We start from the raw sequence: 24,974 nt of genomic DNA on the forward strand, positions 1-24,974 counted from the left end.
GCTCTGCCGGCGGTAATTTAACTGGTAATAAAGATTATTAAAATTACTTTAGTATAACGATATTTTTTGTTAAAGGGCTTTATATTTTAAGGTTACTTAAAAATTATTAATGTATTCAAGTTTTTAAGGTGTTCTTACTGATCTGTTTCTAAATAAAATTATTGCACCACGATCCAAAAAATTTAATATTAATAAAATTAAAACATGAAAAATAAAAGATCTTAATGAAACTTTCGAAAATCATTTCTATAATTTATTGAAGTAATTACGAAAGATAATCATAATAAAGTTTTTATAGTGGGATTAATTGTCTTTTAGTACTAAAGCAGACAGGCTTTAATTTCTACCATACAGTCACTACTATTCAGTGTCAGCCGCTTCACAATCATCATGTTCATTACCTACATTGTCTTCTGGAAAACGTTATTCGGTTCGTAGCATAAAAAGGCAATGATTAAGAAAAAATGAGTTGGCTAATAGGTATTTTGATAGTTATGAAGATATTGTTGACGCATGTTGTGATGCTTGGAATAGCTATATTGAGGATGTTGAACGAGTAAAGCAGCTATGTGTTCGAGAATGGACTAATTTGGAATGTTAATTTTTTTAATTGGTATTAGTTTTGTAGTATTTATTTCATTTATTAACCCTAATGATATACTAAACAGAGACTTACTCATCTTTAGGTAATAGTTAATGCGGGTTATTATATTTATAATTATTGTTTTATTTCTATCTGCTTGCCAAGCGACACATCACTTAAAATCAATCACTGAAATTAAAAAGCTCTCAAATAAAATTGATAATAACCCAAAAGATATCCTAGCTATTGCCTCAGGTATAAAAAATACACAAAAAGCCATTACCCATGATGCAAAAAAAATACAGCAACTTTATAATTCACTTGAATTCGAAATTGAAAAAGTGTGGGGAAGTGAACGTAAAGCCCTACCAGGTAAAAAACGCTATGTAAAATACTCTAATGAATATCAGGCGCGTGCTATTGTGGATTTTGACAAAGGATGGGTAAAAGTAGAGACCGTGGCCACAGACAACCCCAAAGATAAACTGTCAAAAGCGATTTATGAAACTTTACTCACAACCGACGACCCAATCACAACAGACATCTTTTCGAGTAAAGCACCTAATTTAAAAGGCGAACCATTTTTATACCCACAAGTACAAGATCATGATGGAAAGCCTGTACGCTATCAATGGCGAGCAAAGCGATATGCCAATTACTTAGTCAACAACCAACTCACTCAATCTGTTCGAGACGGCAATCAATATACTAGCGTATTATTCAATTTAGTAAAAGAACACACGCATTTACGGCACCTAAAATACAGTGAATATGTGTTAAAAGCGGCAAAGCAGTATCATATTTCCCCCGCATTAATTTATGCGGTCATTGATACCGAAAGTTCATTTAATCCCTATGCTGTCAGCCATGCTAATGCCTACGGTTTGATGCAAGTGATCCCCTCTACTGCTGGACGCGATGTATATAAACTTGAAAAAAGCCGTTCAGGTCAACCTACAAAATCAATCTTAATGCAACCAAAACACAATATTGATATTGGCACCGCTTACTTAAAAATATTAAATACTCGGTACTTAAAAGCCATTAAACATCAACAAAGCAGAGAATATACAATTATTTCAGCTTATAACGGTGGTGCAGGTAATGTGCTAAAAACTTATGATTCCAATAGAGCCACTGCGATGAAAAAAATTAACGCACAATCACCGCCAAATGTGTATAAAAAACTTCGCTATGAGCATCCACTGAGTGAATCTCGCCGATATTTAGAAAAAGTTACCAAAGCTAAATCTAAATATTTTTAAATAGATCACACATGTAATAATAATGCTTTGATTGTTTTTAGCTTTACCGCGAAGAATTACATTACAAAACACTGCCATGTATTTCTCTCTCTGGGTAGTGGTTGCAATTTTAATTAACTCAGATGAATGTGTCATGTATAAGGCGTGCATGTAAATCTATTTCACAGTAATATGGATGTCAGCTATTATAAAAGTTCATTGAGTCTTCTTCTTTATGTTTGGTCACTAAAGTATTACGTAAAAACGCGGTACTGTGGAAGAGGCTAGTTATGCGTTGAAGGAGCAGGTTTACATGCCTCATGTAGAAATTAAATATTCTGATAATTTAGAGATAGATACCAACAAAGTCTTTGATGTTGTCGAGAGAATCATTAATGAAAAGGATATAAGCGCTGGTGAATGCAAATCAAGAGCTTATCCTTGTTCTCAGTATAAATACTCGCACATACTCGTTACTGTGTCTTTATTAACAAAGCCTCATCGAGATAAAGTGTTTACCCAAAATTTAAGTGTTGAAATTGAAAAGGCGATAAAGATTCACCTTAAACAAAGCTTATACTTTTCCTTAAACATTGAATATAGTTTGGATTACTACACAACCAATATACATTGTGTTGAAGGAGATAAACTACTGAATATGGTTGATAACGTTTCAAGTTAAAATGTAAATTTATTTTTTATTTTCTTTGCCCTTTTTTTGTCTATTTATAAGCATTTCACTTAAATTATTTAGTATTGATGATGCAAAAGTGATGTTGAATAAAGCATTGTTAATCAATCCTACGGCATAGGTCCTAATTATTTCTATGGTGAATATCTTTATGATGAAGGGAAGTATAAGTTGGCTTTGAAGTACTTGGAAAAAGCTAAAATCATTTATCGCAACTGCATAATTATAGTAAACTCATTCAAACGTTAAGCTTTAAATTCGGCGTGATAGGGTGTTAAGCCTAATAACTCAAAATCAGACTCTCTGTAATTCAGCTCTCATTATATTCAGAAAAAGGAGAGGCTTCATCTAAAAGTTTTTTCTTGACCACCCAATTCAAAAGGGGCTGCAATATCTGACAAATAGCCAAGATATGGGTCCATTACAACACCCTCTGTGCTGGAATGTGCATTTTGTCCAAAAAAGCCAAAAAAATACTTTGGTGCTTTTGAAGAACGAAATGTTTCTGGGATATACTGGTTTGCCAACTTTAAAAAACGCTCTATTGCTCTAGAATTGAACAGTGAACTTTTATAGGTATCAAGCCAATCTAGGTTATTTATAGCTTTTCTTGACCTAAATCAGAAATGGAAAAAATCAACTCATAAGCTTGGTGTTCAAACAAAATTTGCCATTGTTGCTCTGAGGGTTGAAACCCAAATTTCAGTTCATTTGTTAACTTTATTCCATCCGATAGTGCTGAAAAATCATATTTATTAACAGGAGCATCAACATCTTGAACGGCACTTTTTGCCAATAATGAATAGCCCGCTAATAAAAAAATAAAGGTAATGGTTGCTATCATTTTTTTCATAATGTGTGCTCCAAGTCAATTTATGAGAGCACTATACTAGGGGCTGTTGATCTTTCAGGGTTAACAATATTCCCATGATTTTTTTAAGCATTAGCAAGGCTCCTTTTTATATTTTTGGGGCGAGCTTATAAACTTTTAAGTGAAATAAATGTGAAGTGGTTATTTAAATCAGCACAAATCAGTTGGCTTTTGCTCATTCTCGGTTATTATAGCCACAAATTTGAGTCGTTAATGGCGTTATGTTTTAAAATCGCTTTAATTTGTGATTAAAGCGTTAGGTCACCACTTTAGTTATGCGCATCTAAGTGCTTATAAAATAATAATTGTTACTTACTCTACATCAGACCTAATATAAAAAATCTTAATCAACCCAAGGAATGTATAACTATGTCTTTTTGCGCTTTAGGCTTGAGTGATGAATTAGTGAAAGCTGTTTCAGAACAAGGCTATATAAAGCCTTCACCAATACAGGTTGAGGCTATTCCTGCTGTGATTAAAAAGCGCGATGTGATGGCTATTTCACAAACAGGTACAGGTAAGACCGCTGGTTTTTCGTTGCCAATGGTGCAGCTTTTGTCTGAAGGTGAAAGCACTAAAGCTCACTCTGTACGTGCATTAGTCATTACACCAACCCGAGAGCTCGCTGCGCAAGTCGCAAAAAGCATAGCAAGCTATAGTCGTCATATGAATCTGATCTCTGCGGCTGTGTTTGGTGGTGTTAGAATTGAGCCGCAAATTACCTTATTGCAAGGCGGTGTTGATGTCTTAGTTGCGACCCCTGGTCGTTTGCGTGATTTATATAATCAAAATGCGATTAACTTTGAACAACTTGAAATATTAGTTTTGGACGAGGCCGATCGCATGTTGGATTTAGGCTTTATTGATGATATTCGCCATATAAAAAGTCTGTTACCTAATAAGCGTCAAACCTTAATGTTTTCTGCTACTTTTTCACCAGAGATAAAGTTGCTTGCAAATGGTATGTTAAATAACCCGCTATTAATTGAAGTGACAACTGCAAACAGTACCGTTGATAAGATTAAGCAGAAAATATATTCAGTAGAAAAATCACGAAAAGGTGAATTATTAATTCACTTAATAAAAAAGAATGAATGGCATCAAGTTTTGGTTTTTAGTCGCACTAAGCATGGCGCTGATAATTTGGTATCTGAACTTAAAGTAGCAGGAATAACTGCTGCATCAATTCATGCAAACAGAACCCAGCACGCACGTACCTTAGCGTTAGATGGCTTTAAAAATGAAGATATTAGTGTTTTAGTTGCAACTGATATTGCTTCTCGCGGTATAGATGTAAATCAATTACCTTATGTGGTTAATTTTGACCTGCCATATGTACCAGAAGATTACGTACATAGAATAGGGCGCACGGGGCGTGCTGGTACGCTAGGGTTAGCTGTGTCATTGTTTAGTGCCGATGAAACTAAGCAATTACAGGCGATAGAGCGATTAATTGAGCGTAAGTTTGAATTAGAGACTGTCGCAGGTTTTAAAGCGAATAAAAAGGAGATAGCAAAGGAAATTGCCAAAGCTGCAGCTAAAGAGAAAAATGCAAAATCTAAAGCAGCTTTAAATACTCAGCGAAAAGGGAGGTCAAATAAAAAGAAAGTTGAAGATGACGAATATGGCAATTTTGAGGCTGATCCACAGCCTAACAACGGAAAATCTAAAGGTCGTAAAAAATCTAGACGATAAACTATCGAATGAATTCAGAACACCTAAAATTAATCTTAAATAGACTTATAGCTTTTAAGTTAGCTATTGAGCCCTAACTACTGTGAAAACTGGCTATTTCTACTTTGGCTTGTTTTTACTGGTTTGGGTAAATTAGTGATGTACACTGCAAAAGTATTTTCGTTTAAGTAATGACGCTTTCCATTTTTATAAAATGCAGTGAGTAAACCACCGTCAGCTCTATCATTAAAGGCCAAACCAGATCTAACTATTCGCTTGTCGCCACGTAGCGTATCAGTCGTTAATAGTTGTATTACTTGATCGCCATTATATTGTTCGAATGTGAGTGACATACCTGTGCTATGTTTTTTTTAATTTTTACTTCCGTCATAAATACAGCCCCCAGCTTCAATGCCATCTTCATTGAAGAACAGCATTCCTGAACGTTTTTTCCTATCTTCATTTAAAATTCCCTACGGGCGGGTTTTAAATGGTCAACTACCAAGTTATTTATGTTGATAAGGGAATAACCATTACCTGCAATAAATATCTTGTATTTGACCATTTAAATATTCTTATCATTTAAATGTGATTACTGGACTGCTAAAATAGCGATAATTTTTACTGATATTATTGAATAAATTATGAGTACAGCCTTACCTTTTTGTCCTAAATGTGAATCTGAATATGTGTATCAAGATCAATCTCTTTTGATATGCCCCGAATGTACTTATGAATGGAATCCGCAAGAACCAGATGAAGACGCTGTGATTGTCAAAGATGCCAATGGTACTTTATTAAGTGATGGGGATAAGGTAACAGTTGCTAAAGACTTAAAAATAAAGGGCAGCTCGCAAATCATTAAGATTGGTACTAAAGCGCTTGTGAGACGTATACTTGATAAAAAAGACCATGAACTCGATTGTAAAGTTGATGGCGTGGGTGAAATGATGGTAACAGCTAAATTTGTTAAAAAGGCTTAAGGTAAACAATATGAACGTAAAACACGTATTTCTTTTTTTGTTTTATTGTACTTCTTTTTGGCTGCGCCGAGAGAAAAATTGATATTCTTGATAATAAAGAAAAAGTAGTTGGCGGTTGTATCGCAGGATTTAACTGGCATTTCTATGGTTTGCAAGACTCAATAGATTATATACTTTTTAAATGTGCAAAAGCTGATATAGAGAAGGGTCATACGATTTCAGATCTATCACTATTAGCGTTAGATTTTACTTTACCACATGCACCAAAGGGCCAAAAATGGAACAAAAAATTAGCAATGGACTACTTTCATAACAATCAAATTACTGAAAGAAAGTTAGGTTATATTCTTGCTGAAATAGAGTGACAAGGATCACTCTATTTCAAATTAGCCTGCGAGTGGAACTATGAGTTTTTAAGTTTTTCTAATAAGTCGTGTATCTCTGCTTTAAGCTCCTTATCTGCGATTTTATTACAGCTAATTTTAGCTTTTTCTAGATTCTCAATAGCACCCATTTTATCACCGAGCTCGATTTTTAATGCACCAATTGAATAACCGATAGAAGAACGGAAGTCTTTAGAGTTAATTGCTTCAGCTTTAATTAAGGCTTGTTCATAAATAGTAACAGCAAGCGCTAAATTATCGGTAAAATCCGCAAGCGTTTCCCACTGCACCGGATGGTCTTTATCTGAATTTTCATTTTCTTCACACAGTTGCTTTAATTCTGAATAAAAGCCATCAAATCTTTTTTGATTTTTTTGTTCCGCCGCCGCCAATAAGTTATCAGTGAGTGAAAGTACTCTCTTATATATTTTTGTATTCATGTGTGGCCTTATTTAATTATGGTTTCTTAAAAATTACGCGATGATTATAAAGCTTTTGTTATAACTAAACATAAGCTTAAAAGGGTTTTAAAACCGACTTATTTCGCGTTAATCGCTGCTTCCATCGATTTTTCAGCTACCTGCTCTAACCATTTTAAGTCAGTTGTTTGATGTGCTTCGCATATAAACCAAGGTTCACGTGAGTCTGGCTCTAACATCACACCGTTATTAATTAAGTTAAGAGCAAATTGCGTGTAAAGATCACTGTTTGTTTGCTTCCAGTCACGGTAATTTTGCGGTACTGTGCTACCAAAATGTACACCAAACATAGCGTCAGGACCTGCAAAACAATGCTCAATACCAAACTTGGTAAAAACACGAGATAATAAGGCTTTAATAGCTTTACCTACACTATTTATTGTTTCAAGTGCGTCAGTTTCTTTGAGTACTGTTAAAGTGGCTTTTGCGGCACTTAATGCCACCATATTTGCAGTATAAGTACCGCCATGCGTTACGCCATTTTTATCAAACGAAATCGTATCCATTACATCTGCACGCCCACCAAAACAAGCAACAGGGTAGCCGTTGCCAATTGCTTTTGCATATGTGGTTAAATCGGCATGAATACCATACAAAGATTGTGCACCACCTTTTGCAACACGGAAACCCGTTTTCACCTCATCCAAGATAAGTAATGAGGCGTTAGCATCACATATATTACGTAGCTTTTGCATATATTTTTGTGTAGATGCAATTGAACCACAGTTACCCATAATAGGCTCAATTAAAATAGCAGCAATATCATTGCCATGTGCAGCAAAAACAGCATCAAGTGCATCAAAGTCATTAAGTGGTACACTTACTTGGTGTTCTCGGGTATTGTGTGGAATACCGCCACCAAAAGGAATAATTTCAGGCGCTTCTTGAGTATTAATATCCCAGTTATCAACATCTGATTTCCACATTACTTCATCGTGTAATCCATGAAAACCACCTTCTACCACGACAATTTTATTACGTTTAGTGAAACCACGCGCTGTACGCACCGCACCAATTACAGCTTCAGTACCAGAGTTTGAAAAACGCATTTTTTCGATATTAGGACAAAGAGACTTTATTAATTCGACCACATCTGAATCTAAGCCTGTAGAAAAACCGGAAATAGTGCCTACATGAGTAATGGTATTAATTACTTCTTTATCAATACGTTCATCGCGATAACCTAATATTATAGGACCATAAGCTAAACGAAAATCTGTAAAAGTTTGATCATCACAGTCAGTGATAGTGCATCCTTTCATGCTTTTTAAAAATACGGTATTGTCTTCACCCCAGTAACGGTAACTATCGGCAACACCTAAAGGCATGTTATCAATGGCTCTTTTAAACATCGTTATACTGCTAGGTTTGTGTATCTTAGTCATGGAAGTGCTCTTAATTCTCTTAAATTTTATTTCAATATTAGTTGTATGCGACATAAAAATATATGTAGTCATACCAATAAGGCTAAGCAACTAACTGGTTAGTGAATCGTTAATTTTAACGAGTGTTAAATAACCTATCTATCTAACATAGTTGAGGTTATAGATAAAAACCGACTTGAGCCGGCTTATTTTATATCGTTCTAAAAATAGCTTAGAAACTAAATTTACGCGATACAGCTAGCACGATACGTGAATCAGCTGTATCTATGTCCATGTTTGTATTCTCTGCTGCTAAGCTAAAATTAAAATCATGTAAACTTGTCATGTATTCAACACGGTAATGGTTATAGGCATCGTTACCTTCTTCTCCCCAATACCATTTATCTTCATCGGCTGAAGTAGAACGATCAAAACTTAATTTAATGTTATGACCATCTGCAACTGCTACTGTATGGGCTATCATTGCAATATAATGATTTACGTCTAAACCAAAGTAATCCCAGCTATACCAGAAGTTAAGCTGGGTATCACCCATAGCAGAGTTATAAGAAAATTTAGCGTAGGCTTCAGGATAGTTATAAGTATCTGAAACGTCATCACCATGGTAAGTGTAATACGCTATACCTGTATCTAGACCTACTTTTTCATTAAGCTGAAAAAACTTACCTATATAAGCATCCCATTCAATGTTGGTATCTTCACCTGAACCAAAGTCAACGTTAGATGCCCATGTGCCAGCATAAAAACCGTTATCAGCAGCATAGTCAAAACTTGCCTGCAGAGCTGGATCATTAATTGTTTGACTAACACCGTTAAACGTATAGTCAGATGCTAGGTTTACAGTTGAAGATAACGCAGCTTGTGAAGCGACAGATACTGTAAGTAAGCTAGTAGCCGCAATAGCTAGGATGTTTTTATTCATTATTTTTATACTCATATTAATTAACTAGTTCAATTTTATTAAAGTCGATTTTATTTTCTTTTGGTGAGCATGCTATCTCACTAACAACCTTGAATTTGGAAAATAGAATATAACCAAAACAAGTAAAGAATAATCCAATAACAACAGCACCTACCCATTGGATCTGTAAGAAGTCCAATTTAAATAATAAAGTGAGTAAGCTCAGAGCAACTAAATTGCCTAAAAAGTACTTAACTTTACCGAGTCTAGATACAGTTAAATTTAAGTTATCTGTATATAAACGGATCAATGAATCAAGTGAGTTAACGACAAAAGTCACGCCTACAATTGCCATTGTTATATTGTAAAAACCTGCTGTTTCTAAACCATTTGCACTATAGTAATACAATACAGTAAACCAAATCGCGATTGGAATTGATGGGAATACCAACATTGCAGCCAGTATTTGATAAGTGCGTAATCCACCTACAAAGCGTGCCGTAAATTGACCAATCATGATGCTCCATGCAAACCACCAATAAAGATAGAACTCATGGTAAGCATTCATCGGTAAAACAAACTCATGAATATTGCCAAAGTAGCCACCAAGTAGAGAGATAGTCGTTGCAAACTCACCAATACTAGAGCCTTCGGAGAGGAAAGCACCTGCCCACATTAATAAAATTAAGCCAATAAACATCCAGCTAGTTAGTAAACTTAGTAAACGTACATAACGAATACTGGTACTAGAATAAACAGCAACAGCAATCACTAAAAATACGATTAAGTAAAAACTGCCTATGATAGATTCTCCATCACCAAGTTCGGGCACATACCAAGGTAAATTAGTTAATAATAAGTATGCAGTAAAGGCACAAGTCCCCACAATAACAACGTTATTTATTAATTTGATCAGTGGGATCTCAAAGAACTTAACTCTTGGTTCAATGACACAGAAATAAAAGCAAGTAAGGAAGTAAAAACCCCAAATTAGAAATGCCCAAAAGCCAAACTCTATAGCAAGTGGATTAGTAAATGCGTACTCAGGACTGGTTGCTAAATCGGCATAACCAGAAAATTCGGTTAATGGGAACATTATTAGGCCCACATCTAGTCCTGAAGTAAATAAAATCGCAATAAAAGTGAATGTTTTAACGGGCGTTACACCAACACAGCGAATATTCCCCCAGCGATATAACACAAAGGCGATGGCTGAAAAAGTGAATAAGATGCCAGCAGATAACCAAGGGGTCATAGCAGTCTCCTTATTTTGATTTTAGTGGATATAAACACGTTTTACTCCTGTTTCTTTTTTATAATGAGCGCATTTTTAATTTTTAGAAATTCTCCTAAATATTAACTTTCGCAATGATAACAATGATTATGAGTGTCATGATTGCGAAAATTAACGAATTAAAAATACCCGCGGTTGAATTTAATCTATTTTTCTACTTGGCTTATTTGCTCGTTGTTGCTGCTGCCAGTTAGGCGCTATGCTCACTTGGGCAGTAGATGGTGGTAAAGTTTCTCGTCCTAGAATGAAATCAGCAGCACGCTCTGCAACCATAATGGTCGGTGCATTGAGATTACCGTTTGGAATGGTGGTAAATATTGAGGAATCAACCACTCTTAATCCTGCAATACCATGTACTTTAGTTTCAGGGTCAACAACAGATAGTTTGTCAGTGCCCATTTTACATGAACATGAGGGATGATAAGCACTTTCGACAAATTGACGAACAAAGGTATCAATTTCGTCATCGGTTTGAACATGTGTTCCTGGTTGAATTTCTTCACCGCGGTATTCGTCTAATGCAGATTGGTGAATAATTTCACGGGTTAAACGTACACAGGCACGAAACCCTTCACGGTCAGCTTCATGTTCAAGGTAATTAAACTGAATCTGAGGAGGCGCTGTAGGATCCGATGAGTTCGCTTTAATAAAACCGCGGCTTTTTGGTTTATTATGGCCAATATGCACTTGGAATCCATGACCGGAAAAGGCTTCTTTACCATCATATCGCATTGCGGCGGGTAAAAAGTGATATTGCAAATCAGGCCATTGCACATTCTTTTTAGAGCGAATAAAACCACAAGATTCAAAATGGTTGGTTGAACCTAGGCCTTTTTTAGTCAAAATCCAGCGTGTGCCTATGATGAACTTACTCCATAAATCTAGTTCGCCATTAAGTGATATTGGCTTTTTACATTTGAATTGGAAGTAAAACTCTAAGTGATCTTGTAAATTTTCGCCTACACCGGGTAAATCATGCTTTAATTTAATGCCAGCATTTTTAAGTACAGATTTTGGGCCTATTCCTGATAGTTGTAAAATATGTGGAGAACCCACTGGGCCTGCCGATAAAATAACTTCTTTATTAACTGTTATGTCAACAATGTTGCCTTTACGTTCATATCGTACACCAACTGCTTTTTTGCCTTCTAACAAAACCTTGTGTACTAATGCATGGGTGATCACAGTTAAGTTTTTACGTGTCATAGCTGGGCGTAAATAGGCATTAGATGTTGAGCTGCGTACACCATTTTTTATGGTCATATGCATTGGACCAAAACCTTCTTGCTGAGCGCCGTTATAATCTTTGGTTTCAAAATAACCTGCTTGAACACCCGCATCAATAAATGCTTTATAAAGCGGATTCTGCATTTGATTACCGTTATTGACACCTAATGGTCCATTTTTACCTCGGTATTCATTACCTTCAAATACCCAAGTTTCGGCTTTTTTGAAATAAGGCAAACAATGTGCATAATCCCAGTTTGTAGCCCCATGCTCGTGCCATTCATCAAAATCTTTTGCATGTCCACGAACATAAACCATGCCATTAATTGAAGACGAACCACCTAATACTTTACCACGAGGGCAGTGCATGCGACGATTATCAATATGAGGCTCTGGTAGGGTTTCAAATTGCCAAGCATATTTTTTTGTATTCATAGGAATAGATAGCGCAGTTGGCATTTGAATAAAAATGCTTTTATCGCTACCACCGGTTTCAAGCAGTAATACTTGATTATTACTGTCTTCTGATAGACGGTTAGCTAATACACAGCCAGCAGAACCTGCACCAACAATAATGTAATCAAACTTTTCTTTTGTCATGTAAAACTCGTATTTACTACTTGAGAGATCAAAACGCATGTTTTTATCTCAATTAAATGGTTATGATTTAAAATTTTGTGATGAAAAGCTTATTGCAATTAAAATGGACTTTCTAAAGGCTGTAATCCAACATATACTGATTTAATTTGTGTATAGTGGTTAAGTGTAGCAAGACCATTTTCACGACCAATGCCTGATTGTTTGTAACCGCCAACAGGCATTTGAGCAGGAGAGGCACCATAGCTGTTTATCCAACAAATACCGGCCTCCATTTGATGAATCACTCTATGGGCACGATTAATATCTTGGGTAAATACTGAAGCTGCGAGCCCAAAACTAGTTGCATTGGCGCGGCTGATGACTTCATCTTCATCATCGAATGTTAAAATACTCATGACCGGGCCAAAGATCTCTTCGCGGCAAATAGTCATTTGATCTGTGCAATCACCAAAAATTGTAGGAGCAATAAAATAGCCATCAGGTGAATTTTTAGGTCTTAGAGGTGTGCCGCCATAAAGTAGTTTTGCACCTTCTTTTATGCCTATATTGATATATTTTTCTACTAAGTCTCGATGTTTAGCTGAAATCAACGCTCCAAAATTGGTGTTAGGATCCATTGGATCACCTGCAATAATATTTTGACTTGTTCGCTTAATAAGTTTTTCAATAAATGTGGGATAAACTGATTTTTGTACAAATACGCGGGTAACGTTAGTGCAAATCTCACCTTGAGTATAAAAATTACCTATCATGGCCGCAGAAATTGCATTGTTGATATCGGCATCATTAAAAATAATAAGCGGTGACTTTCCACCAAGCTCCATAGTCACATCTTTAAGTGTGTTAGCAGCGGCTGCCATTACTTTTTTACCTGTACCGACTTCGCCCGTAAAAGAGATTTTTGCAATTTCAGGATGATGCGTTAGCCAAACACCCACATCGCCTGCACCTTGAACAACATTAAATACACCATCAGGGATACCTGCTTCAGTGAAAATTTCTGCAAGTTTTAATGCGCCTAGAGGTGTTTCTTCTGATGGTTTGAAAATCATGACATTGCCACAAGCAAGTGCAGGAGCTGATTTCCAGCAAGCGATTTGCAATGGATAGTTCCAAGCGCCAATTCCAGCACAAATACCAAGAGGTTCTCGGCGAGTATAATAAAAATCATCATCGATTGATTGCTGATTTCCTTCAATTGCAGGTGCGAGTCCTGCAAAAAATTCAATTGAATCTGCGCCTGAATGAACATCTACTACAGAGGCTTCTTGCCAAGGTTTACCTGTATCTAAAACTTCAATTTTTGCCAATTTATCATTACGTTCTCGTAATAAGCTTACAGCTTTGTTTAACATTCTGCTGCGCTTAGTAGGGCTCATTGCCGACCAAATAGCAAAACCAGATTTTGCACTTGATATTGCTTTTTGTTTGATGTGCTCATCAGCAATTTCAACTTGATAGATTATTTTTCCTGTAGCGGGGTTAATCACATCAAATGTTTCGCCGCTGGTATTTGCCAAGTAGGCACCATCTACATAGTTTTTATAGCTTATGATTGACATGAAATATCTCCGTACTGTTTTATCTGTTCATCTATAAAGTTTTTACATAATTGTTGTGCTTGTTTAAATTCTTCTTTGGGCTTTGTGCTTAATGCACTGCGTAACCAAAAGCCATCGATCATTGCAGCTGTTTGTTTTGATGCTATTTGTGCTAAATCCTCATCGAGTATTTGGCGAAAAGAAAATAGTAGATTGCTGTATAAGCGTTTGCTATTGATATTTTGTAATCTTGCAAGTCCGGGATCGTGCATTGATTGCGCCCAAAAACTAAGCCAAGTTTTAGTTGCAGGAATAGAGCGTTGTAGTTGAGTGAAATTGGCCTCTACAATCATTTTTAGTCTTTCATTTGCAGTGAGCGGGGGGTTAGTCATTCCTTCTAATAACGCGACTTTCAACTGCTCTAAAAGATATTTAACAGTTGCTTCGATTAACCCCTGCTTACCACCAAAATAGTGACTAATAATACCTGATGATAAACCAGCTATCTTACTAATGGTAACTACGGTGGTTTTTTGTAATCCGAATTGTGCTACGGACTCTAAAGTCGCATTAATTAACTGCTGTTTTCGCAGAGGTTGCATTCCAATTTTTGGCACTCATTTCTCTTTTTATTTTTAATTGAACGTTCAATCAATAATAATTTTAAAGGTTTGAGCTAGAATTATCAACAAGATGTTGCAGGGGGTTACCGTAATTTGACTGAAATAACTGTTCTTTTAAGATATATTTAAACGACGTAAGATGAAGTTTGATGTATATAATCCATGTCACTTGGAAATGCAGGTTTCAGAGCTTGAGTAGGATACGAGTACAAGACATGATTTGTAATTCATGGTATTCCCTGATGATGAATCATAACGCAGCTTAAGCGTTTCTAAACCAATCCAGCGGGGGCTTCTTAGAAAATCATGCTCGTTGTTGCCTGCATAGATGTAGATACTAGAGCAATGCAGGATATTGCCGGTCCATCTTATTTTAAGGGAGCAACCATTAATACAAAGATGCGCCGAGATCATGAGTTGCTCAGCAGTCCTGAAGTACGCATCTTGAAGTGGCTTGGGTATATAACTAAGTTTGATTTACTAAAAATGCTTAACTGCACTTTTTTGTTTCACTTTAGTCTGGTCTACTCGCTTTTGTTATGATGCTTTTAGTATTGGCAGGCTCAGTTTAATGGAGCTCACTTTTAATTCTGAAAATTGACCTTTACTTTTAGTCATTTCGAACTGCGTTGTAAATGGGAGAGCGACTTCTTTTGAAAAGCGCTTTTATAGGTATCTGATAATCACCGCTTTAAAAATTTATACTCTGACGAGGGCCCAAAACCACACTTTTCTGTTTGCTGCTCTATTGTAAGGATAATTAATGCACATTGCGTCATTTCTGTTGTGAATTCTTCAAGTTGTCTTTGTTGCAAAATCGAATATCTGTTTATTACTTTTTTAGAATATGATCGTAATTAAAAAAACCTAAAAAAGGTAATAAATAACAAAACATACAAATTAGAAAGGTTTAGTGATTAAAGTAATCTGTTCTGCTCACTTTTACTGAAAAAATATAAAGTTCAGAAGTTTTGCATATAGAATTTACATGAGTAATTTTTTTTGTAATTATAAAAAAATAATTTATAAAGAGTTAATTTTTTAATCTCTGTTTTAATTATCATACTTTTTGAGGTGTAACATGATTTCCAATTTAAGAATTACGCAAAAAATATCTTTGTTGGGTATAATTATACTACTGCTAATGCTGCTGATGGGAGGTATTTCTCTTATTAAAATGGATAAAATTGGTACTGAACTAATCGAAATTGCTGAAAATAACATTCCATTAACAAATAAAATAACTAAACTTGCTGAGCACCAATTAGAACAAGCTGTGTTATTTGAACGTTCGTTGTTAAAAGCGAGTTTAAGCGAAAATGGTAACCTAGAGCACAACAAGAATTTAATCAATTAACCATCGAAATTGAAAATGTACTATCTAAAACTAATGAATACAAAGTTGCAACACTTTATCAAGAAATAAAGTCGATTGAAATACATGAAGATAAAGTTAAACATAGTCTTATTGTAATGTTAGAGGATATCCAATTTTTTACCTTAGAAGCTGCAAGAAAAGCGGAACACGATGAACAAATAGGCATTAAATTAATTGGTATTTTATCTATTATAGGTTTTATTGTCGGTACGGTATTGATTGCAATAATAAATAACTCAATTTCCAAGCCTATCTTTAATTTAATCGAGCGACTAGTTGAAATAAATGATGGAGATGGTGATTTAAGCTTAAGGCTAGAAGAAAATGGTAAAGATGAAACCACGGTAGTCGCTAAAGCTTTTAACCGACTACTTGCTACATTAAATGAAACAGTTCAAAACACGAATCAGCAAGCAAATTCGCTTAGCAGTGCATCAGATTTAGCCTCGAAAATAGTACAGACCACACTTACTGACATAGAGACTCAGAAAATCGAAACAGAAATGGTTTCTACGGCAGTTCAAGAGATGAGTAGTTCAACTACCGAGGTTGCGAATAATGCACTTAGCGCATCAACAGTTACGGATGGTGTTCGCTTAAAGATATTACAAGGACAAACTGGTGCAACGGAAACGGAAAATATCATTGAACGTTTGGCCCATGAGATTGGCGATGCAGAAAATGTTATTAAATCACTAGTATCAGAAACGAACAATATTGGTAATGTATTAGCTACTATACAAGGCATAGCAGAGCAAACAAATTTATTGGCACTCAATGCTGCGATAGAAGCCGCTAGAGCAGGAGAAAGTGGTCGAGCTTTGCTGTTGTAGCTGATGAGGTTAGAACGCTTGCGAAACGCACGCAAACCTCAACTGTAGATATTCAAAACCTAGTTGTGCGATTACAACGTGAAGCGCGTAATGCCGTAGAAAGTATGAATAAAGGTACTGATAGCGCAAAGGAGTGTTTAGCAAAAAGTGGGGGAACATTTGCCATTTTTAAAGATGCATTTCAAGCAATGAATGAAATTTCTGATTTAAACACTCAAATGGCGACAGCTGCTAATCAGCAATCTATGGTAGCAGAAGAAGTTAATAAAAATCTTGTGAACATAACCACTATAGCCAATAAAACAACACAAGGGGCAAAAAAGATAGTAAATGCTAATCATGATATTAAAAATAATATTTTTAACCTTTATGCAGCCCTTAATAGATTTAAAGTATCATCATGAAAAAATTTAAAAGATGTAATGTGTTTTTCATGTGATAAAAATACCCATAATGATGCGGCTATCTGCATCAAAATAACTAAGTCTGGACGCTATTTACTCTATATTTGATTAATGCTAGGTTAGACCTGACTAAGGTAGAAATGCTTTTTAGTTTGTTGCTTGCATTAAATTTAACGGATTATTAATGATTAAAATGACATTACTGATATTACGCACAATGTATATTTAATAGACAACGCTATTTGAAACCTAAGTCTGTTTTAATCAAGATTCACTCAGAATTTAAAATATCGACTTTGGGTGCGGAATGTCGGATATTACTTTCCTGTTGATTCTTTTCAGTATTTTCTTATGCAGAAAATTATAAACTCAACTTTTTTTTTAATTTGCCTGCAGAGCTTAGGGGTTACAATTATAAAGGGGTACTTCGTCATAGTTATAATATTCCGAACTTGGGCTATAATTTTCACCATAAGGGAAAATAAATTTTCAAAGAGGTGCGAGCTGGGTAAGCATATATAGCCATTTCATATGGTCTAAAGAAGGGAATTAAAAATGTCATCAAGTCAGATCATGCAGGTGATAAAAAGTATTTCAGCAAGAGAGTTTTTCAAATTATATTCAGATATAAAAAGACATTATTTCTGGGGTGGAATGTTATGCTAATTATGATTTTTCTGAATACAGTTATTACCAATGAATAAAAACATTATAATCTAACATTTGGGCAAAACTTGGTTCACCAAAAAATCTAAAAATTTCTATGGTATTTGTATCGCCTAAAGGATTGAAAATTGACAAAGAGTCTTCAATAAAACTGTTTGTGAGTATGTAAAAAAACACCGTCAAGCATACTTCAACTTTTGATATCTGTGATGCCGGTATTCGTGGGGACATTATGTTTTTTAAAATGGTTTAGTATATTTTAAACACATGTTTTGGTTTACTTTATTGAACTTATTTTAAACTTGTCTCTCAAAATGTTGTAAGATTAAGTTAATTAATCTTTTACTCTCTTTAAATGAGATCCTTGGTGTTTTAAATATGATAAAAAATACTAAGTTCCTGCTGTTCTATCCTGCAATTGCCTTAATGAGTAAATTAAGGTTTGTCTTTAAATTTGTGTTTATTTGCTTAATTTTCAGTTTCCCTCTCACCTTACTTGGCTGGGCACTAATAGGAGAAATGAAGGGAAATATTCAAACTTCGGAGTTAGAATTACAAGGTATTAAAGCGCTAGAATATAATTTAAAAGCCATTAAAGTGATTGCTGATTTAAGAGATTACTCTATTTTACAAAGATCAAATTTGTCTTTTCAATTTTCAGAAAACCTTCATATAAGAAAAGAACAAGCTAAAGCATCATTATCTAATTTAAGAACACATCTTTTATCTTCTAAGGCCTTGACGATTGAGCTTCATAACGAGTTAACTAGCTTAGAGCGTTTATGGAATGAATTATCTAATTCAACTGCTGGTGTTCAAGGGCAACCGGAAATCCATTTTTATCATTATGATCGTATCGTACAAAAATTAGAAAGACTAGCCAGGTTAGTTTCATATGAAAGTAAATTGGCTTATGACCCAAATAAAAAGAACTTCTTTTTGATAAAATTATTAATTGAAGATTTGCCTTTATTAAATAGAGTAATTGGCAAATTAAGAGCATTTGGCAGTCACGCTTTAAGTTCGTCGAGTATTGATAGTTATTCTTATACTTTATTGGAACAAGTTCATGATGAGCTAATTCAAACTTCATCTATAGTTGAACAAAGTTTAAATTATACTTCTAATTTAGGCATATCAAATGTAACAATAAATCAGTTTATTGATGTTACTTCTGAAACGAACTCATTAATAGATTACTTTTATAATAAAATCATACTTTCAGAGTTTGGTATTGTTGATATATCTTGGCAGCAATTCTTTGATATGAATACCCTACATTTAAATGAAATATATAATATAAGTAATAATTTACTGCCAATTATTAAAAATGAACTCTACGCTGAAATAGCGCTACAGAGAGAAGAGTTATATTTATTTTTGTCTCTAGCTTTAATGCTTTATCTCGTAATTACTTATTTTATTTTTGGTATGTATCATTCCTTGAAAATAACAATTAAAGAATTTTCAAATAAAGCTAAATTACTCGCTTCTGGTGATTTATCAGTACAAGTTAAACATCATACTAAAGATGAGTTATCACAAGTTATTTCGGCATTTAATAAAATGGCGTGTGAGTTAGCCAGTGCACGGACATTAGCAAATGATGTGAATCAACGTTTAATAAACATTATGAATACAGTGCCTAATGGTATTGTACTATTAGATAAAAGAGGTTTAATACAAGAAGTAAATCCAGAAGCTTGCAGGATATTAGGCAATAGTTCTGAATTACTTTTAGATAATAATATTGGTGAATTTATTCCTGTTTTACAAGAGATAACGGGTGAATTAGATCTTGATAATATTTTAAAAACATCTGAAGAAAGTTTATTAAGCCCAGCCTTAAAGAATACTTATATTGAATATTCTGGGCGTTTACTTTCAATCTCAAATGAAACTCATTATTTAATAACCATTACGGATATAAATGATAGAAAGTTAAATCAAGAAAAGCTTTTGAATTTAAATGAAAAACTGATTAATTCAGAAAAACTAGCCTCTATCGGTCAGCTAGCTGCGGGAATAGCTCATGAGATAAATAATCCAATTGGTTTTGTGCAAAGTAATATTTGTGTGTTAGATGAATATTCACAATTAATTTCAGAATATTGTTTGTTGATAAAAGAGAGTGGTAATTTAGAAGCAGCTACAAAATTCTTTAATGATCAAGATTTTGATTACATTTTATCTGATATGAATGAAATTATGAATTCAAGTAAAAATGGTTTGCAAAGAGTGACACGTATCATTAAAGATTTAGGGCATTATACTCATAAAGATGATGACGATATGGAAGAAATGCTAATTGAAGACATTATTTTGCAGAGTTTAGACTTAGTTTCTAACGAATTAAAATATAAAGCTGAAGTAATTAAAGAGTTTGCAGCAAACTCTTATGTTAAATGTTATCCGCAAAAGTTATTACAAGTTTTTATAAATTTGTTTGTTAACTCTTCCCATGCAATTGAAAATAAAGGAAAAATTTTCATTTTCTCTTCGAATGATAAAGAATTTGTTAAAGTAAGTATTAAAGATACAGGAACAGGTATTAAGCCCAGTGATTTGAAAAACTTGTTTGATCCTTTTTTCACGACAAAAGCAGTTGGTAAAGGGACTGGATTAGGTTTATATATTGTTCATTCCATTATCAAAGAGCACAATGGCAGTATTTTAGTTGAATCAGTTTTTGGTGAAGGATGCGAAATTATTATTTATATACCTAAAGCTTAATTGATAGACTTACCTTATGTATTAATTCCTATATAATTTTTCCAAACTTAATATGGATATATAAAAAATGAAAAAAATTGCAATATTTATAGCTGTTTTATTATTAATCGTTGCTGGTGCATTCTGGTTTTTCACTGGCAGTGTTCTTAATGATTTTATTAAGCAGAAAATAGAACAGGTAGGTAGCAAAGTTACCGAACAGTCTGTCACGGTTAGCCAGGTTGATATTAATCTTTTAGATGGTGCAGGCACTATTAAGGGGTTAGTTTTAGATAATCCAGATAAATATAAAGCACATTCAGTATTTTCATTAAATGAAGTGACTTTAGATATTAATCTTGAGAGCTTAACAACTGACCTTATTATTATTGAAAAAATTGTAATTGATAAACCTAAAGCTGTTGTAGAATTTACCCAAAATGGTGGCGCTAATATTAAAGATATCCTCGATGCTATAAAGAAAAATACTGCAAGTGATTCAGCAACTGTACCCCAGAAAGAAAATACCAATAGTAGTGCAGAGCCCATTATACGCGTAAATAAATTTGTATTGGCAGGTGTTTCACTGACAGTTGATTTAACTCAACTTGGAAATAAAATGCATCAAGCAGTATTAACTGATATCAAATTAACTAATATTGGTGGTCAAGCCGGTATGCCAGCAAGTCAATTGGGTACTGAACTGGTAACACAAGCTTTATCATCTATTTGGCTGCAAGCAAAAAAACAGCAAACAACAACTTTAAAAGACCAAGTTAAAAAGAAATTAGAAAAGAAGGCTAAAGAAAAATTAGGTGGTTTATTAGATAAACTTAAAAGTTAATCTATTGAAGATTATAAAGTGAGAGGTTTTTCATCTCTATTTTTTATTTAAATTCCAATTTTTATTTTATTAAATCCAGTAATTATGGCTACCTTAGGAAACAATCATGATCAAACTAGGTCGGTACCGACACTTTAAAGGTAACTTTTACCAAGTATTACATTTAGCAAAGCACAGTGAAACACAAGAGTTATTAGTTGTATATCAGCCTGAATATGGCGAAAAAGAAATTTGGGTGCGCCCATTAGATATGTTTGATGAAATGATAGAGCGAGAAGGAAAAACTTTAAAAAGATTCTCTAAAGTTGAAGACACAATAGAAAAAAGCACTAAGCAATGTATATAATTCAACCAGTAATAAAATGTTTGGAATTAACCGTTTATTAACTTTGCTTTGGCTATTATAGCTTATTATTTTTTATTAAATTAGAAATTCAATTAAATTGTTCGCAAAGTGAACATAATCAATGAAAATTAATAAATAACAATATTACAGCAACCTTTTCACTTACATGGAAAGGTATTATATACATGAAGTATGTAACCCAACTGTAAACAGTGTTTTTTTTCCCTTGGAAAGCACTGTTTATTTTTAATACAAATTAAAATTAAATAATTCAATTTATTTTTAATAAACTCTCATATTTATCTCCAAATAGCTTCATTTACAACTTAATACATAATTGCTACGTTTTAATTCCTTTTTTAGGTACTTCATGTCAGTTTCTATTGAACTTCAAAATTAAGTTTTATAACTTTAGTGCTGTTGGTTGCAATTCAACCAATTTTTTTTGCCGGTTGATGGATTTTTGATGATCCTCTTCTGCTCATTGAAAGTAGAAAATAGCAGTATCAACTTTCGCTTTATATAAAAATAATCGTAGTAATTACAATAAAATATGAATTTTAAAAGTCAGATTTTCATTTCAATTAATTGTTTTATTACGAATTAGGATGAAAAAATGAAAATAACGAAACCCCATTTATTTTATTTTAATAGCAAAAGATATTTAAGTTGGCTTTGCCTGTTATCCTGTTTGTTTTTTGGCAATGCAGTTAAAGCTAAGGAAAATGAAACTTCAAAAAATTTAGATATATCATCGAACTCTTTGAATCTAGGTTCTACTGAAACATTTCTTAAAAAATTAAAACTAAAAAATAAAGCGATTAAATTAAAAGAGGTATTAGGAACTCAGGCTAAGTCAACTCAGCTGCCAATGAAGTTTAATTTAATAGATATACAAGGAGCGGGTATCCCTGTAATTACTAAACAATTTTCATTGGAACTTGATGGTTACTTATCTATGGAAGGGCAAGTCGCAGGTTTTGATAATTCGGAATTTATCTTTCAAGGAAATAATGAAAATCTTTATGGTTGGATGATCTTGCGAGATCAAAATATCGCTTATGAATATACAACTGAATATGGAGAATTAGTTGTAAAGCAAGTTAAAATTACGGATGTACATCCTATCTGTAACTTTGAACAGCATAATATTTTAAATAAGTCAGCTGACAGTAAAATTGCTTTTCCGAATGCTTTTACTAATTCACCACATATAGGCTCTTATGCTGGACAGCATGTGGGTTTATTAGAAAGTAAGCCAGGCTCGAATTATGTCATATTGATTGATACTAGCCGAGTAATGAGTAATGGTGTGCCATATGATGTTTCAAAAGCGTTTATTTGGACGACATGGCAAATTGTCGCTGCTAGCTTTTCAATGTTTGATGTTAATGTGACAACCAATCGCGAAATTTATGATTATGCCGTACCAAGTAAGCGGGGCGGTGCCACTATGTATCGTGAAACAGGTCGTTCTTCTTGTCATTATGCTTTTGGTACTTCTACTTTTTGTACGCTTTATCGAGAAAGTGATGCTTATGGACAGGGAAGAATTGCAGTTCATGAATTAGGTCACTTATTGCATTTAGCCCATGATGGTGGTCAACCTGGAGGTGAATATTTTAATGGGATAGCTGATTTTCAATGGGTGCCAGTTATGGGCAATATTTGGATGGGGACAGGTTGGAATAATGCCTTGTACCAATGGAGTAAAGGAGAGTATTACGGTGCTTCAAATAGAGAAGATGACTTTAATATCATCAATGGATTTATTCCGAGTAAACTTGATGATAATACGCATACAAAAGCACTTTCAATAGCTTCAAATGGGAGTGTGAGTGCGCAGGTCAATACCGGATTAATAGAGAGAAATACAGATGTTGACAGTTTTAGTTTTACTCTTGGCTCAGCTGGGGGCCAAGTTAATTTAGTGATAGATAGAACTGAGCATATAGGTGGCGGTATGCTTGATGTTCAGGCTTATATTAAAGACAGTAATGGGTATACCGTTGCACAATCTAATAAAAGTGTTAAGAGATCTGCTTCTTTTGATATAGATTTATCACAAGGTAGCTACACATTAGAGATCAGAGGTGGCGCAGAAGGTTCTCCAAATCATGGCTTTTCAAATTATTCTTCTGTAGGGTATTATGCGATTGAAGGTCAAATTACAGGTGTGGGTGATGAAACGCCTAGTATTAATAATTTATCAAACGGCGAAATGTTAAGTGGCTCCTCTGAGCTTTTTAGCTGGAATACTGCTGGAGCAGAGGCTTTCAAAATATCAGCAGGATCAACAGTCGGTGCAGCTGATTATTACAACCAAACAAATCCAACAGCTAATAACTCTCATACAGTAACAGGTTTACCTGTAGATGGATCTACAGTTCATATTACTTTACATTATTTAAGTAATGGCCAGTGGATGCAAAAAAGCTTTAATTTTGTTGCATTTAATGAGAATACTACCGATGAGCTGGGTTTAATAAGTCCTGTTGATGGTGAAACACTGACTGGGTCTTCACAAATATTTAATTGGAATCCAGGACAATCAGAGGGGTTTTGGTTTTATGCGGGTTCAACTTTAGGAGCGAAAGATTATTATCGTAACGCTCATCAATTAAGTGGTACGTCACACACCATTACAGGATTACCAACTGATGGCTCTACTATTCATATTACATTTCATTATTTAATGAGTGGTCAATGGTTTCAGCTGTATTATAACTATATAGCGGCTACTGATGGAACAAGTTGTACTGCTGCTCCTGATGTACCATCAAAACCGACTTTTACGCTTGATTCATCAACTGGGTTTACAGCTAATTGGAATACAGTCGCAGAAGCTGAAAATTATACCGTACAACTTTGGATGAATGACAGCCAATGGCAGACAATTAACACAATACCAAGTAGTGAGTATTCATTTACTGATTTATCTGTTGGTAGCACACAATATGTAAGAATAAGTGCAAGTAACTCTTGTGGTTCAAGTGATTTTAGTCAATGGACAGAAGTGACGCTGCCAAATGATAGTTGTAATGCTGCGCCTACAACTCCTAAAGATTTAAATGGCACTAGTCAAAGTATTAGTTGGCAAACCGTTTTAGACGCAACGCGTTATGATGTTCAATACTGGACTGGAACGTGGACAGATCATGGAAGTACAGCTAATACTGATTACAATCTAAATTTATCTGGTACTCAGTATGTCAGAATTAGAGCTATAAATAGTTGTGGTAACAGTGATTATTCACAATGGAAGGCACTATATTAAATAAGTACTTTTTTAGTCACACTTATTTTAAAGTT

22 protein-coding genes and 1 pseudogene are annotated in these 24,974 nt (G+C 34.3%); 13 read left to right on the top strand and 10 right to left on the bottom strand.

The annotated features are described in order from the left end of the window. Nucleotides 1–469 precede the first annotated feature (469 nt). The 3 genes from CJF42_RS29105 to CJF42_RS15905 all read left to right on the top strand — a co-directional run bounded on the left by CJF42_RS29105 (nt 470) and on the right by CJF42_RS15905 (nt 2,509). On the top strand, nt 470–601 hold the full coding sequence (locus CJF42_RS29105; RefSeq protein ID WP_286203504.1) for a hypothetical protein: 132 nt from the start codon (nt 470–472) through the stop codon (nt 599–601). 95 nt (nt 602–696) lie between these two features. Then, the gene (locus tag CJF42_RS15900; protein WP_095367636.1) at nt 697–1,848 is read left to right on the top strand and encodes a murein transglycosylase domain-containing protein; all 1,152 of its coding nucleotides are present in this window, start codon (nt 697–699) and stop codon (nt 1,846–1,848) included. Nucleotides 1,849–2,140: 292 nt separating this feature from the next. Beyond that, on the top strand, nt 2,141–2,509 hold the full coding sequence (locus CJF42_RS15905; protein ID WP_095367637.1) for a tautomerase family protein: 369 nt from the start codon (nt 2,141–2,143) through the stop codon (nt 2,507–2,509). A 353-nt stretch (nt 2,510–2,862) separates the two neighbouring features. Here CJF42_RS15905 and CJF42_RS15910 read toward each other — a convergent pair whose 3' ends face one another. Both CJF42_RS15910 and CJF42_RS15915 read right to left on the bottom strand, forming a co-directional pair. Beyond that, nucleotides 2,863–3,120, bottom strand: a complete 258-nt coding sequence (locus CJF42_RS15910; RefSeq protein ID WP_353651685.1) for a DUF5700 domain-containing putative Zn-dependent protease — start codon at nt 3,118–3,120, stop codon at nt 2,863–2,865. After that, on the bottom strand, nt 3,117–3,371 hold the full coding sequence (locus CJF42_RS15915) for a hypothetical protein (RefSeq protein ID WP_095367639.1): 255 nt from the start codon (nt 3,369–3,371) through the stop codon (nt 3,117–3,119). Before CJF42_RS15915 ends, CJF42_RS15910 begins: the two co-directional genes overlap by 4 nt. 387 nt (nt 3,372–3,758) lie before the next feature. Between CJF42_RS15915 and CJF42_RS15920 the strand changes: the two genes are divergently transcribed. Continuing rightward, on the top strand, nt 3,759–5,084 hold the full coding sequence (locus CJF42_RS15920; RefSeq protein ID WP_095367640.1) for a DEAD/DEAH box helicase: 1,326 nt from the start codon (nt 3,759–3,761) through the stop codon (nt 5,082–5,084). A 77-nt stretch (nt 5,085–5,161) separates the two neighbouring features. Here CJF42_RS15920 and CJF42_RS28135 read toward each other — a convergent pair whose 3' ends face one another. Next, nucleotides 5,162–5,416, bottom strand: a complete 255-nt coding sequence (locus CJF42_RS28135; RefSeq protein WP_212668831.1) for a hypothetical protein — start codon at nt 5,414–5,416, stop codon at nt 5,162–5,164. A gap of 291 nt (nt 5,417–5,707) precedes the next feature. On the opposite strand from CJF42_RS28135, the gene CJF42_RS15930 reads away from it, so the two are divergent. Continuing rightward, a complete protein-coding gene (locus CJF42_RS15930) occupies nt 5,708–6,046 on the top strand; it encodes a zinc ribbon domain-containing protein YjdM (RefSeq protein ID WP_095367641.1) in 339 nt (112 codons plus the stop codon). 149 nt (nt 6,047–6,195) lie between these two features. Next, complete coding sequence (locus CJF42_RS15935) at nt 6,196–6,411, top strand: hypothetical protein (RefSeq protein WP_212668832.1); 216 nt, start codon at nt 6,196–6,198, stop codon at nt 6,409–6,411. Nucleotides 6,412–6,449: 38 nt separating this feature from the next. On the opposite strand, the gene CJF42_RS15940 is transcribed toward CJF42_RS15935, so the two are convergent. The 7 genes from CJF42_RS15940 to betI form a co-directional block, all read right to left on the bottom strand. Further along, nucleotides 6,450–6,869, bottom strand: coding sequence for a Replicative DNA helicase (locus CJF42_RS15940; RefSeq protein WP_095367642.1), 420 nt, complete (start codon nt 6,867–6,869; stop codon nt 6,450–6,452). Between the two features lie 98 nt (nt 6,870–6,967). Next, on the bottom strand, nt 6,968–8,293 hold the full coding sequence (locus CJF42_RS15945) for an aspartate aminotransferase family protein (protein ID WP_095367643.1): 1,326 nt from the start codon (nt 8,291–8,293) through the stop codon (nt 6,968–6,970). Nucleotides 8,294–8,504: 211 nt separating this feature from the next. Beyond that, a complete protein-coding gene (locus tag CJF42_RS15950) occupies nt 8,505–9,215 on the bottom strand; it encodes a TorF family putative porin (protein ID WP_095367644.1) in 711 nt (236 codons plus the stop codon). A gap of 16 nt (nt 9,216–9,231) precedes the next feature. Next, a complete protein-coding gene (locus CJF42_RS15955) occupies nt 9,232–10,449 on the bottom strand; it encodes a choline transporter (RefSeq protein WP_095367645.1) in 1,218 nt (405 codons plus the stop codon). Nucleotides 10,450–10,629: 180 nt separating this feature from the next. Continuing rightward, nucleotides 10,630–12,315 (bottom strand): choline dehydrogenase, encoded by a 1,686-nt coding sequence (gene betA / locus CJF42_RS15960; RefSeq protein ID WP_095367646.1) that lies wholly within the window; start codon nt 12,313–12,315, stop codon nt 10,630–10,632. A gap of 98 nt (nt 12,316–12,413) precedes the next feature. Beyond that, nucleotides 12,414–13,877, bottom strand: coding sequence for a betaine-aldehyde dehydrogenase (gene betB, locus CJF42_RS15965; RefSeq protein WP_095367647.1), 1,464 nt, complete (start codon nt 13,875–13,877; stop codon nt 12,414–12,416). Next, on the bottom strand, nt 13,865–14,473 hold the full coding sequence (gene betI / locus CJF42_RS15970) for a transcriptional regulator BetI (protein WP_095367648.1): 609 nt from the start codon (nt 14,471–14,473) through the stop codon (nt 13,865–13,867). The genes betB and betI overlap by 13 nt, the downstream gene beginning before the upstream one ends. A 312-nt stretch (nt 14,474–14,785) precedes the next feature. On the opposite strand from betI, the gene CJF42_RS27570 reads away from it, so the two are divergent. From CJF42_RS27570 to CJF42_RS16015, 7 genes and pseudogenes are all read left to right on the top strand, one after another. Next, nucleotides 14,786–15,022 carry a hypothetical protein gene (locus CJF42_RS27570; RefSeq protein WP_170940634.1) on the top strand — a complete coding sequence of 79 codons (237 nt, stop codon included), beginning with the start codon at nt 14,786–14,788 and terminating at the stop codon, nt 15,020–15,022. Between the two features lie 538 nt (nt 15,023–15,560). After that, complete coding sequence (locus CJF42_RS15980) at nt 15,561–15,836, top strand: MCP four helix bundle domain-containing protein (RefSeq protein WP_095367649.1); 276 nt, start codon at nt 15,561–15,563, stop codon at nt 15,834–15,836. A 116-nt stretch (nt 15,837–15,952) separates the two neighbouring features. Further along, nucleotides 15,953–17,094, top strand: a pseudogene (locus CJF42_RS28680) (methyl-accepting chemotaxis protein). A 1,185-nt stretch (nt 17,095–18,279) separates the two neighbouring features. Continuing rightward, a complete protein-coding gene (locus tag CJF42_RS16000; RefSeq protein WP_170940635.1) occupies nt 18,280–20,493 on the top strand; it encodes a sensor histidine kinase in 2,214 nt (737 codons plus the stop codon). 67 nt (nt 20,494–20,560) lie between these two features. Next, nucleotides 20,561–21,316, top strand: a complete 756-nt coding sequence (locus CJF42_RS16005) for a DUF748 domain-containing protein (RefSeq protein ID WP_095367653.1) — start codon at nt 20,561–20,563, stop codon at nt 21,314–21,316. A 106-nt stretch (nt 21,317–21,422) separates the two neighbouring features. Continuing rightward, entirely contained in the window at nt 21,423–21,662 is a 240-nt protein-coding gene (locus CJF42_RS16010; RefSeq protein ID WP_095367654.1) for a DUF1653 domain-containing protein, read from the top strand. A gap of 616 nt (nt 21,663–22,278) precedes the next feature. Next, a complete protein-coding gene (locus CJF42_RS16015) occupies nt 22,279–24,939 on the top strand; it encodes a fibronectin type III domain-containing protein (RefSeq protein WP_095367655.1) in 2,661 nt (886 codons plus the stop codon). Nucleotides 24,940–24,974 lie beyond the last annotated feature (35 nt).

The organism is Pseudoalteromonas sp. NBT06-2, from assembly GCF_002276045.1.
In the GTDB taxonomy this organism is placed as follows: domain Bacteria; phylum Pseudomonadota; class Gammaproteobacteria; order Enterobacterales; family Alteromonadaceae; genus Pseudoalteromonas.

What these genes read in the sequence shown, in the direction of transcription:
- CJF42_RS15900 (WP_095367636.1), top strand. Translation starts at nt 697, where the DNA reads ATGCGGGTTATTATATTTATAATTATTGTTTTATTTCTATCTGCTTGC.
- CJF42_RS15905 (WP_095367637.1), top strand. Translation starts at nt 2,141, where the DNA reads ATGCCTCATGTAGAAATTAAATATTCTGATAATTTAGAGATAGATACC.
- CJF42_RS15915 (WP_095367639.1), bottom strand. Translation starts at nt 3,371, where the DNA reads ATGAAAAAAATGATAGCAACCATTACCTTTATTTTTTTATTAGCGGGC.
- CJF42_RS15920 (WP_095367640.1), top strand. Translation starts at nt 3,759, where the DNA reads ATGTCTTTTTGCGCTTTAGGCTTGAGTGATGAATTAGTGAAAGCTGTT.
- CJF42_RS28135 (WP_212668831.1), bottom strand. Translation starts at nt 5,416, where the DNA reads ATGTCACTCACATTCGAACAATATAATGGCGATCAAGTAATACAACTA.
- CJF42_RS15930 (WP_095367641.1), top strand. Translation starts at nt 5,708, where the DNA reads ATGAGTACAGCCTTACCTTTTTGTCCTAAATGTGAATCTGAATATGTG.
- CJF42_RS15940 (WP_095367642.1), bottom strand. Translation starts at nt 6,869, where the DNA reads ATGAATACAAAAATATATAAGAGAGTACTTTCACTCACTGATAACTTA.
- CJF42_RS15945 (WP_095367643.1), bottom strand. Translation starts at nt 8,293, where the DNA reads ATGACTAAGATACACAAACCTAGCAGTATAACGATGTTTAAAAGAGCC.
- CJF42_RS15950 (WP_095367644.1), bottom strand. Translation starts at nt 9,215, where the DNA reads ATGAATAAAAACATCCTAGCTATTGCGGCTACTAGCTTACTTACAGTA.
- CJF42_RS15955 (WP_095367645.1), bottom strand. Translation starts at nt 10,449, where the DNA reads ATGACCCCTTGGTTATCTGCTGGCATCTTATTCACTTTTTCAGCCATC.
- betA (WP_095367646.1), bottom strand. Translation starts at nt 12,315, where the DNA reads ATGACAAAAGAAAAGTTTGATTACATTATTGTTGGTGCAGGTTCTGCT.
- betB (WP_095367647.1), bottom strand. Translation starts at nt 13,877, where the DNA reads ATGTCAATCATAAGCTATAAAAACTATGTAGATGGTGCCTACTTGGCA.
- CJF42_RS27570 (WP_170940634.1), top strand. Translation starts at nt 14,786, where the DNA reads ATGCTCGTTGTTGCCTGCATAGATGTAGATACTAGAGCAATGCAGGAT.
- CJF42_RS15980 (WP_095367649.1), top strand. Translation starts at nt 15,561, where the DNA reads ATGATTTCCAATTTAAGAATTACGCAAAAAATATCTTTGTTGGGTATA.
- CJF42_RS16000 (WP_170940635.1), top strand. Translation starts at nt 18,280, where the DNA reads ATGAAGGGAAATATTCAAACTTCGGAGTTAGAATTACAAGGTATTAAA.
- CJF42_RS16005 (WP_095367653.1), top strand. Translation starts at nt 20,561, where the DNA reads ATGAAAAAAATTGCAATATTTATAGCTGTTTTATTATTAATCGTTGCT.
- CJF42_RS16010 (WP_095367654.1), top strand. Translation starts at nt 21,423, where the DNA reads ATGATCAAACTAGGTCGGTACCGACACTTTAAAGGTAACTTTTACCAA.
- CJF42_RS16015 (WP_095367655.1), top strand. Translation starts at nt 22,279, where the DNA reads ATGAAAATAACGAAACCCCATTTATTTTATTTTAATAGCAAAAGATAT.